General features: G+C 43.8%; 12 protein-coding genes. 6 read left to right on the forward strand and 6 right to left on the reverse strand.

From position 1 onward, the window contains the following. The first annotated feature begins 1,395 nt into the window (after positions 1–1,395). From F0364_RS04050 to F0364_RS04070, 5 genes are all read left to right on the forward strand, one after another. Positions 1,396–2,337 (forward strand): MBL fold metallo-hydrolase, encoded by a 942-nt coding sequence (locus tag F0364_RS04050; protein ID WP_153796475.1) that lies wholly within the window; start codon positions 1,396–1,398, stop codon positions 2,335–2,337. Between the two features lie 682 nt (positions 2,338–3,019). Beyond that, positions 3,020–3,616 carry a hypothetical protein gene (locus F0364_RS04055; RefSeq protein WP_153796476.1) on the forward strand — a complete coding sequence of 199 codons (597 nt, stop codon included), beginning with the start codon at positions 3,020–3,022 and terminating at the stop codon, positions 3,614–3,616. A gap of 83 nt (positions 3,617–3,699) precedes the next feature. Further along, a complete protein-coding gene (locus F0364_RS04060; protein ID WP_153796477.1) occupies positions 3,700–5,205 on the forward strand; it encodes an ATP-binding protein in 1,506 nt (501 codons plus the stop codon). Positions 5,206–5,653: 448 nt separating this feature from the next. Then, positions 5,654–5,863, forward strand: coding sequence for a hypothetical protein (locus F0364_RS04065; protein ID WP_153796478.1), 210 nt, complete (start codon positions 5,654–5,656; stop codon positions 5,861–5,863). After that, on the forward strand, positions 5,860–6,303 hold the full coding sequence (locus F0364_RS04070; protein WP_153796479.1) for a DinB family protein: 444 nt from the start codon (positions 5,860–5,862) through the stop codon (positions 6,301–6,303). Before F0364_RS04065 ends, F0364_RS04070 begins: the two co-directional genes overlap by 4 nt. Before the next feature lie 570 nt (positions 6,304–6,873). Here F0364_RS04070 and fumC read toward each other — a convergent pair. The 6 genes from fumC to F0364_RS04100 form a co-directional block, all read right to left on the reverse strand. After that, the gene (gene fumC, locus F0364_RS04075) at positions 6,874–8,316 is read right to left on the reverse strand and encodes a class II fumarate hydratase (RefSeq protein WP_235921008.1); all 1,443 of its coding nucleotides are present in this window, start codon (positions 8,314–8,316) and stop codon (positions 6,874–6,876) included. A 44-nt stretch (positions 8,317–8,360) separates the two neighbouring features. Further along, positions 8,361–9,092 (reverse strand): esterase family protein, encoded by a 732-nt coding sequence (locus F0364_RS04080; protein ID WP_153796480.1) that lies wholly within the window; start codon positions 9,090–9,092, stop codon positions 8,361–8,363. 185 nt (positions 9,093–9,277) lie between these two features. Beyond that, the gene (locus tag F0364_RS04085) at positions 9,278–10,015 is read right to left on the reverse strand and encodes a ParA family protein (protein WP_153796481.1); all 738 of its coding nucleotides are present in this window, start codon (positions 10,013–10,015) and stop codon (positions 9,278–9,280) included. An 814-nt stretch (positions 10,016–10,829) separates the two neighbouring features. Continuing rightward, positions 10,830–11,237 carry an RDD family protein gene (locus F0364_RS04090; RefSeq protein ID WP_207632507.1) on the reverse strand — a complete coding sequence of 136 codons (408 nt, stop codon included), beginning with the start codon at positions 11,235–11,237 and terminating at the stop codon, positions 10,830–10,832. 99 nt (positions 11,238–11,336) lie between these two features. After that, complete coding sequence (locus tag F0364_RS04095) at positions 11,337–11,753, reverse strand: Fur family transcriptional regulator (RefSeq protein ID WP_153796483.1); 417 nt, start codon at positions 11,751–11,753, stop codon at positions 11,337–11,339. Positions 11,754–11,762: 9 nt separating this feature from the next. Continuing rightward, positions 11,763–12,419 (reverse strand): SCO family protein, encoded by a 657-nt coding sequence (locus F0364_RS04100; RefSeq protein WP_153796484.1) that lies wholly within the window; start codon positions 12,417–12,419, stop codon positions 11,763–11,765. Between the two features lie 97 nt (positions 12,420–12,516). On the opposite strand from F0364_RS04100, the gene F0364_RS04105 reads away from it, so the two are divergent. Next, positions 12,517–12,909: a MerC domain-containing protein gene (locus tag F0364_RS04105; protein ID WP_153796485.1), complete on the forward strand. Its 393-nt coding sequence runs from the start codon at positions 12,517–12,519 to the stop codon at positions 12,907–12,909. Positions 12,910–12,953: the final 44 nt, after the last annotated feature.

Genomic DNA, 12,953 nt, shown 5'->3' on the forward strand with positions numbered 1-12,953 from the left:
TGTGGCAGTACCGGTTGCCGTTTGCCCGAAGGGCATTAATAACAATAGCCACGGGTGAAACCCGTGGTAAAAGAAAATAACCGTCCAACAACCCTGAAAGGGTTGACTACCAACAAGCATTCAACCCTTTCAGGGTTGGATGGTTACTCCGCAAGTAACCCCGGTTTACAACAGGGGCTATTATAAGTAAAGCCTTTCAGGCTTCCTTTAAACGTTTACCAAAAGAACATTAAACATCCAAAGCCTCGTAGAGGCGGCATGTTAGTAGCTAATGAAACAAGGTTTCCCCGTAGAGCCTTAGGTGCGCTATGTTACGCAGGATAATGTGTAACAGCAAGATTGATGATTACGGGGTTCCGGTGCAAAAGGCTGCTCAACATACCGCCTCTACGAGGCTATACAAAAAAATTCGCTTTCTATCTTTCTACTAACATGCCGCTCCTACGGAGCTTTTTAACCCCTCACTCGAAAAGCGGTTACCAGTTACAAGTTACCAGTGTGTTGATGTTGATATGCTGTCTTGATGAAGTGATGTGGCAGTACCGGTTGCCGTTTGCCCGAAGGGCATTAATAACAATAGCCACGGGTGAAACCCATGGTAAAAGAAAATAACCGTTCAACAACCCTGAAAGGGTTAACTACCAACAAGCATTCAACCCTTTCAGGGTTGGATGGTTACACCGCAGGTAACCCCGGTTTACAACCGGGGCTATTATAAGTAAAGCCCTTCAGGCTTCCATTAAGCGTTGAACAAAAGAACATTGAACAACCAAAGCCTCGTAGAGGCGGCATGTTAGTAGCCAACGAAAACAAGGTTTCCCCGTAGCGCCTTAGGTGCGATATGTTACGCAGGATAATGTGTAACAGCATGATTGATGATTACCAGGCACTGTTTCAAAAGATTGCTCAACATAACGCCTCTACGAGGCTTTACAAAAAATTGCTTTCTATCTTTCTACTAACGTGCCGCTCCTACGGAGCTTTTAACCCTTCACCCAAAAGAAAGTTGCCGATTACCAGTTACCGGTTAGTCTGTTGATGTTGATAAGTTGTCTTTAAGAAGTGACGTGGCATCAACGGTTGCCGTTTGCCCGAAGGGCATAAATAACAATAGCCACGGGTAAAACCCGTGGTCAAAGAAAATAACCGTCTAACAACCCTGTAGGGGTTGACTACCAACAAAGGTTCAACCCTTGCAGGGTTGGATTATTACGTCGCAGGTAACCCCGGTTTGCAACCGGGGCTATTATAAGTAAAGCATTTCAGGCTTCCATGGAACGTTGAGCAAAAGAACATCGAACAACCAAAGCCTCGCAGCAACATTAAACTTCCGCTGCTTTACAGCACAAATATCATTCATCCGTTAACTTGTGCATTCAACAGCAGCAAACAACCATGAACAGCATTTTCCGGTTACTCCTCCCCCTTTTGTTGGCAAACAATATACAGGCCCAGGATACATTCACCTGCATTCCGCTTGGTGTAAAAGGCGGTATTGACGAAAGCAACCTATCTTCCTATATGCTTGGCGTAAAAGGAAGCCAGCAATACATTTGCCTGGATGCCGGCACCCTGCATGCCGGGCTGCAGAAAGCTGCGGCCAAAGGCATTTTTAAGCAGGATGCGGCTACCGTATTAAAACAAAACATAAAAGGTTACTGCATCTCCCACCCGCACCTCGACCATCTTGCAGGCCTTATCATTAACTCGCCAGACGATACTTCCAAATACATTTACGGTTTGCCGCATTGCCTCAACATCATCAAAGACAAATATTTTTCCTGGAAAAGCTGGGCCAACTTTGGAGATGCAGGCGAACAACCGGCGCTGGGCAAATACCACTATGTAGAACTTGCAGCAAAAGAAACCGAAGCAGCCAATACGGGCCTGCATATAAAGGCTTACGCACTAAGTCATGTAAACCCTTATGAAAGCACTGCTTTTTTGGTGCGGCATAACGACAGCTATGTGTTATACTTAGGCGATACCGGTGCCGATGAAGTGGAGAAATCCACCCGGTTACAGCAGTTGTGGCAGGCTGTTGCGCCTATTATTAGAGCACACCAGCTCAAAGGTATTTTCATCGAGGTTTCTTACCCCGATGAACAGCCGTCAAACAAACTGTTCGGCCACCTTACCCCTGCCCTGCTGATGAAGGAAATGCAGCAACTCGGCAACCTGGCAGGCAAAGAATCCATCGCTGGCCTGCCGGTTGTCATCACCCACATAAAGCCATCCGGCAATAACGAAGCAACCATATACAGGCAATTAACAGAACAGAACAAACTGCAACTCAAGCTCATTTTTCCGGAGCAGGCAACACCTTTTGATTTGTAAGGGCTTTGCCCCCTGAACCGTAAACCTGGTTGCTTGCCATGAAGCACAGAAAATTGCGGAACCTGTTTCTGCCGCCGTAGGCGCCAGAAACTTCGCCTGGGCATTGCCACGGAAACACGGAAAGTCACGGAAAAGCAGATCTTCCCGGCTTACAGCAAATTTTCCTGGCTTGTTGGCCTTCTTTTACTGATAACAGGCTGTTTGCCGGGTGCGGTGGCACCCATTCCGGAAATTAAGATGTATGGGCCCGGCTGAAGGAGCTACTATTGAGCTTTACTTGCGTCGCACTCGTGTACGGCTGAATTCGCTATGCAGCTTTTCCCACCTTATAGCCATTGTTTCTGCCGCCTACGGCGCCAGAAACTTTACGAGGGCATGCTATGGCAAATACAGAAACCTGCAAAGCGTCTACATTTATCATCCCGACACTGAAGAAGTTCTGGTAAATTTTCCAATCCTATACCATCAAAAAATTTTGTTCTGAAGCGGAAATCCTGTCTTCGGGGCTACAATGGCGAAAGCTGGAAGTATAAACTTTCCGTTTAGAATTACTCTTTCCAAGTCAAAAAAAGAAAAACTGTGCATAAACGTTTGTAAAAGTTTGTAAACATTTATAAATTGGAGCCGAGGCAATGTAAGCGCTTTATGCAACCTTATAGACACACCCCAAAATTTTAAAGCTATGGGGCTAATGGTTCACAGTTCGGAAGGTATTCCAGACAAACATGACAGAGATTATTTCATTTACTTGTTAGATTATGGTTGGTATGAACCATTAAGCCAAGCATTGAAAGACAATTTCGGTAAAATGGCGACACTTGCTTCTGAAAAGAAAAATGCTGTTGTTATTATGCGAACAGACGAAGGTGTGCATTTCAGTGACGAAGTGTTATCGTGGCATAGCATTAATGGGGAAGACGCAGACAAAGAAGAATTGCTTCCCGCAATTTTAGTTACTAACAGAAACCCTTCAGAGTTTCGTCGTAGAGTAATTGGGACAATTGAAAAAGGAGAAGAAGAAAATTTGAAAATGATTTTCTTTCCATTAAAAAAGCATTGTAAAGACACAACCGAAGTCGTAGAGCTTATTCAAAAAATATTTTATAAAATAAAGCAAGGACAAGACCTATTCGACTTCGCGATTACTAAAGAGAAAAAGCGAGGGGTTAGAGGGGCATTAGCCAATTCAGTTATGCTTGAACCTAACTTTGCAGGAGTAGGTTTTAGTTTCAACAAATTCATAAATTATCTACGAGCGACAAATAAAGCCTGCACATAACAGTCGTTACCAACAAGCGTAGAACGACAGCGCAACAATTTATGTACTACAATATCAAATGGGGAGGGAATTACAGATAAACAATGGCAAAGAAGAAAGAAGATAAAGCATTCAACGCAAGGAAATATATGGAAATGGCTATTCAGGTAATGAATAAATCCATTCAAGAGCCGCGAAAAGACAAAGTAAGTCCTAAGGTGGGAGCAATTTTAATTAAACCCGATGGTTCAGAAGAAGAAGCATTTAGAGGAGAACTTCGTCATGGTGATCACGCAGAATTTACTTTGCTTGAAAGAAAAAACCGTAGTAATCATTTAGATGGCTCCATCTTATTTGCGACACTTGAACCTTGTGCTCCCGGGGCGAGGAACCTTCCTAAATTGGGTTGTGCTGAGCGTATTGTAAATGCTCGCATAAAGAAAGTTTGGATTGGCATAGAAGACCCCGACCCAACCGTTGATCGAAAAGGCATTAAATATCTTTTGGATAATGGTGTGGAAGTTGAAATGTTTGATGCCGACCTTCAAAAGCAAATTCGGGATGCAAATAAACAATTTATTGAAGAAGCAGAAGAACGGGCTAAAAAAATTAAAACAGTTCCTTTACCATCCATTTTATCTGAAAAAGAAAAGGGAGAGCCTAAAGCTAACACAGCAGATTTATCTAAGGAAATAATTGAAGATTTCATTAGTAAAGCTAATCTCGAAGTAGCGATTGACACTCCAGAATACTACAGAATCTTTGACCAACTCGGTATCATAGAATTGAAAAACGACAAATACATCCCAACAGGTTTGGGACTATTGTTGTTTGGCAAAAGACCTCAATTGATATATCAGAATGCATTAATAAGAGCAACTTATAAAACTAGAGGACGTGGGGAGGGTATTGAAACAATTGAAGGCCCTTTACTTTTACAAGCTGACAAAATACAAAGCTGGTATGAAAATCATATTGGCAAACAGATAGACAGAACTAATGCTGAGCGTAAAGTCATTTATGATTATCCTTTAGTAGTCTTCCGAGAAGCTATTATTAATGCTATTGTACATCGTGATTACGATATTGGCGGAGCTCCTATCTATTTTGAAATTAATGATGATACAATTATCATTAAGAGTCCGGGAAAACCAATAGAGCCAATTACCTTAGAGCAAATCAAGAAATTTAATGCTCCATCTTTAAGTCGTAATCCCAAAATAATGTATGTGTTTGACCAAATGGACTTAGTGGAGCAAAGAGGCTTAGGTTTTCAAACCATTAAAGACTTGCCCACAAAGCATAATTTGCCTTTGCCGTTAGTTTCTTATGAAGCTCCATATATGGTCTTGACATTCCCAAGAAGCATTGCAGCTGCTAAAATAGTTACTGATAAGCCAAACGTAACAAAACTTAACGATGCTCAACTAAGAGGTTACGAATGGCTTAAAACAGTTGGAGAAGTAAGTACAAGGGAATATTCAGCTCATTTTGACATTGGTTATAAGACCGCCCAAAGACATCTTGCTGTTATGAAAGAACTTAGTTTAATACGTGATAATGGAGAAGATTCTAATTCTCCTAATTACAAATATATTGTGAATGAATAAGATAGATAGGTTGGACAAGTTGTTGGACATGATGTCCAAGCTATAGAAGAAAAAGATACTTTTAATGATGAACTTGGACAAGAAGTTGGACATGGTGTCCAAGAAGGAGAATTATGAAAAGAAACTAATACTACAGAAGATAGAGAATATGAGGAAGTAAATGCAATTTAAATTGATCTGCCAGAAGAAAGACGAAGTAAATGACATTAAAAGTGACCAAACGACATGGGGGGCAAGAACGCCATCTGGTAACATGGTTTTCTGCTATGCTGGCTGACGAATATATACTAATCGTCCCGTTCGCTTGTCATCTGCAGTCCGGCTGTCCGAGTAAAGCTAAGCTACAAAATACAACATCAACTACATAACTTTATTCAACCGCGGTTCGTGGCTGACAAATCACGGAATACCAGCACAGCATAAAGCCCCGCCGTTAGAACGCAATTATATGACAGACTCTAAATTCAGTAAGCTTGTAAATTTTCTCAAAAAAGTCCCTTCCGTAAAACAAACAATAGAAAGCGGATCTCTTGAGAATGGCAATTGGTGGATAAAATTTTCTATCAACAAAAAATTCCGCTATGGCCAGCAATACCTCAACTTTCTATGCCAGGTTAAAACAACAACTAAAAACCAATACAACTCCTTAACACATTGAAACAGTTTTTTACAGAGTTATTTGAATACAGTAATCACTACAACCAAAAGTTGTTTAGCGTTTTTGCGGGCAACCCGGACAAAACATCGCAAAAAGCCGTGAGCCTGTTTAATCATTTGCTGAACGCTCATCAAATTTGGAACAACAGGATTGACCCGAAACAGCCAACCTTTGCTGTGTGGCAACTTCACCATTTACAAGACCTGGAAGCCATCAACACAACGAACTATGAACAGACATTGCAAATACTTGACAGGTTTGACTTAAGCCAAATTATCAGTTACTCAACCAGCAAGGGAGAAGGGTTTAGCAACCGTGTGCAAGACATATTATTTCACGTTATTAACCATTCAACATATCATAGGGGGCAAATTGCGACAGAATTTAAACAACACGGGCTTGAACCTTTGATTACTGACTACATTTTTTACAAACGATAAATACTTGTTTTCTTGAAGATAACGAACCCGCATACATTCAGGCTAAAGCCACCGATCGTTTTATTTCTAACCCGGGCTTAAGCCCAATGTCATTAAGTTAAGCGTCAGAAAATATTCCAGCCATATAAAGTCTTCTATAAAAGCCTGAAAGGCTTTACTACGAATATCCCCGGTTGCAAACCGGGGTTACCTCAATAGGTACGGCCCAACCCTGTAAGAGTTGAACATCCGGCATATTCAACCCTTACAGGGTTGCCGGGTAATTAATTCTTTAACCCCGGGTTTCACCCGGGGCTATTCTTATTTATGCCCTTCGGGCAATGATAAACACTGCTGATTTCCTTAACTCGTTTCTCCGAAAAGTCTCCTGCAATTGCACTCTTTGCGGCAGGGATGGGCAGAATGCTATAAATCTATATCCAATCTTCTACCCGGGCTAAAAAGCCGCGTAGCGAATCCAACCGTACAAGAGTGCGACGCAACGGCAGCCTCATTAATGTTCCTGCTGCCGGGCCCATAAAAAACAAGGCAGCCCAAAGGCTGCCCTGGTATGTTCTATCTTTAAGATTGTTATTTTAATTCGCCTACCATGTTGGCGGGTATCACCCATTCATCAAATTGTTCGGGGGTAACATAACCCAGCTTAACGGCCATTTCCTTAAGCGTAGTGCCTTCTTTATGGGCTTTCTGCGCAATTTCAGCGGCTTTGTAGTAACCGATTTTTGTATTGAGCGCCGTTACCAGCATCAGGCTGTTATCCACATGCTTTTTAATGTTGGCTTCAATGGGCTCTATACCCACCGCACACTTATCGTTGAACGATACGGCGCCTTCACCAATAAGCCTGGCGCTGTGCAGGAAGTTATAGATCATTACGGGCTTAAACACATTTAGCTCAAAATGGCCGTTGGCGCCGCCTACATTTATGGCAACATCGTTGCCCAGCACCTGGGCGGCAATCATGGTAAGCGCCTCGCACTGGGTAGGGTTAACCTTGCCCGGCATAATGGAAGAGCCGGGCTCGTTATCGGGTATAAAAATTTCGCCGATACCGCTGCGTGGGCCCGAGGACAGCATGCGTATGTCGTTGGCTATTTTCATCAAGCTTACCGCAACAGTTTTTAGGGCGCCATGCGCTTCAACAATGGCATCATGCGCGGCCAGTGCTTCAAACTTGTTTTCGGCCGTTACAAAGGGCAGGCCTGTTAGCTCAGCTATTTTTTCAGCCACCAGCTCAGCGTATCCTTTGGGCGTATTAATACCCGTACCTACGGCTGTGCCACCCAGTGCCAGTTCTGTTAAATGCGATAAAGAATTGTTGATGGCCTTTAACCCGTGGTTTAGCTGGGCAGTATAACCGCTAAACTCCTGGCCAAGGGTTAAGGGGGTAGCATCCATAAAATGGGTGCGGCCAATTTTAACCACATTCATAAAAGCCTTGCTTTTGGCAGCCAGCGTATCCCGCAGTTTTTCAATGCCGGGAATGGTATTTTCCACCAGTGTTTTATAGGCCGCTATGTGCATGGCCGTTGGGAAGGTATCGTTGGAAGATTGCGACTTGTTTACATCGTCGTTAGGGTGCAGGAATTTATCCTTGTCTTCCAGCCTGCCGCCATTAATTACGTGGGCACGGTAAGCCACCACTTCATTCACGTTCATGTTGCTTTGCGTACCGCTGCCGGTTTGCCATACCACCAGCGGAAACTGGTCGTCCAGCTTGCCCTCCAGTATTTCATCGCATACCTGGCCGATAGCGTTCTTTTTTTCTTCCGGTAAAACACCCAGCTCAAAATTGGCGATGGCCGCCGCGTTTTTCAGGTAAGCAAAAGCCTGTATAATGGCTTTGGGCATTTTGTTGATATCCTGTGCTATTTTAAAATTCTCTATGCTACGCTGGGTTTGTGCGCCCCAGTACACATGCGAAGGTACCTGTACTTCGCCCATGGTATCTTTTTCAATGCGGTAAGACATACGGTAGATTTTTTGTGGCGCAAAGGTATGGGCTAATGCCATAGGCGCCGGTTTGAAATTTTCGGTATGCGTAAAAGACAGGGCGCTTAAAACTTTTCATCAATAATGTAAGGCAGCATCATGCGCCAGGTGGGCCAGTCGTGGTGAATGTCTTTACCCCAGATATCCAGGTCGTGCCAGATGCCTTTATCCCACAGAACCTGCGAAAAACGGCGGTTGGCATCGGGGTCTTCGTGGTTGCCGCTGCCGGTATAAATATGAATGTGGTGGCTGGCCCTTATTTTATCGAAATACCAGGGGTCTGACAGATTGGGGATGTAGTGAATGGGGCTGTTGAAATACACCTGCTCATCCCAGTAACCTTTGGTGTATTCTGTAAGATCGTACACACCGCTCATGCTGATGACGCCGTTGATGATATCGGGCCGTTTTAAAAACAGGTTCATGGCGTGCAATGCGCCAAAGGAAGCGCCGCAGGTGTAAATAAAAGTGCCCTCGCTGGTATGGGTGCGTATATAGGGAATCACTTCCCTGAAAACGTATTCGTTAAACTGGTTATGCCTTATGGCTTTGTGTTCGCCCAGCATATTGTTGTTAAGCCAGCTTTCTTTATTAATGCTGTTAATGCTGAACACTTTTAGCTTGCCGGCATTAATCATTGGCGCCAGTGAATCAATCAGCTGGAAACGTTCGTATTCCAGGTAGTCGGCGGCGGCTGTGGGTATCATCAGCAATGCAAAGCCATAATGGCCGTAGGTGGCAATTGGCATTTCGGTGTTAAGAGACGGACTGTGCCAGGAGGTAATTGTTCTTTCCATAAAATATATTTTTCCTATCAAATAATTTTCAACCGGACGGGTTATAGGATGTATGACGTTATATGTACGATGTTTGATGTAAGATGTTTGATGTGCGATGTAGCCCCACCCACTTACGGAATATCGAACAAGGATCAAGGAATTTTGAATGAAGAATGCTCCCACTCACCATTCACCACTCACCATCACAAACAGGTCTTCTTAAACTCATTCCATAAATCCCTGTAGCATTGGGCAGCATAGCTGCTGTTGGCAAACTCGAACAAAGGCTGCTGGTGGGCGCCCATCTTTTCCACATCGCTCAGGTAGGGTATATAATTTTTGAAGAACAGCTTGTCTTTGTAAAACTGCTGCATGGTTTCGTGGTGCAGGTTTTTACGATGGTCTACCATGCTGAAGAAACACTTCAGCTTATCACTGTCAAACTCATTGTCTTTAAAATATTCCGCCACTGTTTCATAAGAGCGGATGGATAAGGTGGTGGGTATATTGGGCATCAGCACCCAATCTGCGGCATTAAACACATTATCGTGCAACAATGATATGCCCGGCGGACAATCCAGGAAAATGTGGTCAAACTGTTTTAACTGTCCCACCAGGTTTTTCAGCTTTTTTTTGCTCTGCTTCATATCGCCCAGCAATATATCCGCATTGCGGGCACTCATATCCGCAGGTATAACCCAAAGGTTTTCAAAATTAGAATCCTGCACGGCTTCTTTTATATCGGTATCTCCTGCCAGCAGTTTGCGGCTTTCATTTTTATAAGCCGGTGAAACATTCAGGTAGAAAGAAGAGGAGCCCTGGGGGTCAAGGTCCCACACGAGTGTTTTAAAGCCGTCCGCTGCGGACAGGTATGCAAGGTTAATGGTAGCTGCCGTTTTGCCCACGCCGCCCTTAAGGTTATACAATGCAACCACTGCCATAAGCTTGTTTTTAAAGTTGAATATACAAATACATGCGCTGAATTTTAGCAACAGCAAGGTTTAAAAATAAAACTACAAGCAATGTCCATTAAGTTAAGGTTGGCAAAGAGATGGCTTGCAATAACCGGTTTCGACAGAATTTACTCCGCTTATTGCCGGGTCCAACCTGGCATTGGGTTCTTAATTTAATGGGATTGACCCGCGTATCGTAACAGCCAACGGGATTGCTGAACATTTTTCATCCCCTGCATGATATTAAAAATAACATCATCATCTTATACAATCAACAGACCGGCAACCGTCGGGTAGCCTTGTGGTTAAATTTTCCGCAATCAACCGCAAAGCTCCGTAGAAGCGATATGTTAGTAGCAAACAGGTAATCGCGGCCTGTTTTATAAAGCCTCGTAGAGGCGATATGTTAAACAGCCTCTTGCAACAGGGCCTGGTAATCTCCAACATGCTGTTTCACACCACCCTGCTTAACATATCGCACCTACGGCGCTCTTTGCAAAGCGTATCTTTCCCTATCTACTAACATGCCGCCCCGATGGGTCTTTGTTGTTTAATGTTCAATGTTTGCGGCTTTGCCGCTATGCAGAACCTGCACTTCATCATCCCCAAAATAACCTCAACAGACCGGTAACCAGCTACCGGCAACCGGTAACCGTCTTTCGGGTGAGGGATTGAAGCGGTTACCCCGCTGAAGCCTTCGCAGCCCGGGCTTGTGGCGGAGTAATAGCGGAAAGCCCGACCCCTTGCGCAGCTTGGGGGCACCCCCTGATAATTTTATTTATCCGGGCGGCAGCCCCGGCCATTACATACCGCTATTGCTGCCAACCTTAACCATTACTGTTCCTGAAAAGATATCGTGTATGGCCCTGCGCTCTTCATTAAAGTGTACGGTAATAAAAGATAACCAGCCAAAAGCAATTTTGAAAATGTAGCGAAACATTGCCTGGAAGATATTGATACGGCGCTCAGGATTGCTATACCGCCTTACCCGTATGCCTTTTACCAATTGGCCAATGGTACCGCCAATTATGGTGCAAACAGGCTCGTAAATGCCCCATATAGCAAAAAAGAAAACAATGCGTATCCATTCGGGCGGGTTTTCATATTCATCCAACAGTGAGCTTAAGGCAAACATGGCAAGTATAAGCAAGGTGCTGTCTATAAAAATAGACTGAATTCTGTCTCCAATGGAGGGGTATTGAGGCTGCATAGACCGGGTTTGGGTATAGCTGAAACAACGAAAGTAAGAAAGCCTTTTTTGATACCAGCATGTAAAGGCTGCCATGAAAGGTTATAATGAAATTTTAAGTTAGTTGCAATTTTTGCAGGTACCGCTAACCACCAGGTCTGTTTGCTTTTCTGTAAAGCCCAGGGGAAGCTCTACTTTGGGTATCAGCACATGGTCAAGGCAATAGGTGGTTCCACAATCATCGCATATAAAGTGTACATGGTTATCGTGATGGTGGCCGGCGCTGCATTCATCTTTGCAAAGCGCATACAGCACGGAATTATCTACCGTTGGTATGGTATGTATAATGCCTTTTTCAACAAAGGTTTGCAGGGTACGGTAAATGGTAACACGGTCAAAATGTTCCCCGCTCATCTTTTCTATGTCGGAATGCGCCAGTGCCCCACCCGCATTTTGAAAAAGCTCCAGAATTTTTTTGCGGCTGTCTGTTATACTTAACTGGTTCTTCTTCAATAAGTCCGCTATTCTGTTTTGCATAAAGCGTTATTATGGATTGTTGTTAAAAATGCCGTTTGCAAAACCGTTGTGGCCCTGCTTTTCGGCAAGCAATGTTTTTACATCGCTTTTCAGTTTGGCAATTTCGTCTTTTTTAAGGCCATCATACACACCGCCCCTAACTTTTCCTTCTTTATCTACCACTGCAAAAAACTGTGTGTGAAGAAACTGCTGGTTTATATCCACCAGGTTATTCTTAGGGTCATCCAGCAGGTAGCTGTTGCGGGCAGCCAGGTAAAGGCTATCCTTGCGGCCGGTAAGAAATACCCAGTTGTTGCTGTTGGCGCCAATAGAATCCGCATAGCGTTTTAACACGGGCACCGAATCTGTTTCCGGGTCGCTGGTGTGAGAGAGTATCATAAAATCAGGCTCATTCTTAAACTCCTGGTAAATGTCTTTCATGTTGGTGTTAAGCTTAGGGCAAATACCCTTGCAGGTAGTAAAGAAAAATTCCACCACGCAAACCTTTCCCTCCATATCCTTATCTGTAAAACGGGTACCGTTCTGGCTAAAAAAAGAAAACGGCTTTACAACACTGATAGCGGGCGACTTCTTTTTCCAGTTATCCGTTCCTGCAAAAACAAATACCAGGAACAACCCTGTAAGCACTACGAAAAAAAGGCTATAGCCTACCAGTTTTTTATTCATGCCGCAAAGTTAAGCCTGTTATAAAAAAAGAAAATAAACTTAACTTTGTTTTGCAACTATGTTGCAAACGATTATTTTTGCAGGCTCAATTACAATAATGAACCTAAAGATAAACTGGGACGCCTTAGGAATTACCGCTTCTGTTGCCTGCGCCATACATTGCGCCGTACTGCCGCTGTTTTTAACCAGCCTGCCGGTACTGGGCTTTGAAATTATAGACAATATTGCCTTTGAATACCTGATGATTATACTGGCTTTTGCCATTGGAGCCTATTCTTTGTACCACGGCTGGAAGAAACACCACCATAGCTGGGCGCCTTTTATTATTTTTTCGGCGGGCATAGCGTTGCTGTTTGCCAAGCAGTTGTGGCACAATTACCAGTTATGGTTTTTGCTGCCGGCTGTTGTGCTGGTGGTAGCTGCGCATTACGTTAACTACCGGCTTTGCCGCAAAGCCAAACATTGCCACGAGCACGACTGCAGCCATTGAGCCCACCCACCAGTACACACTTTTATACAAGATTATAATACCAG

Origin of the sequence: Foetidibacter luteolus (assembly GCF_009650435.1) — a bacterium.
In the GTDB taxonomy this organism is placed as follows: Bacteria; Bacteroidota; Bacteroidia; order Chitinophagales; family Chitinophagaceae; genus Foetidibacter; species Foetidibacter luteolus.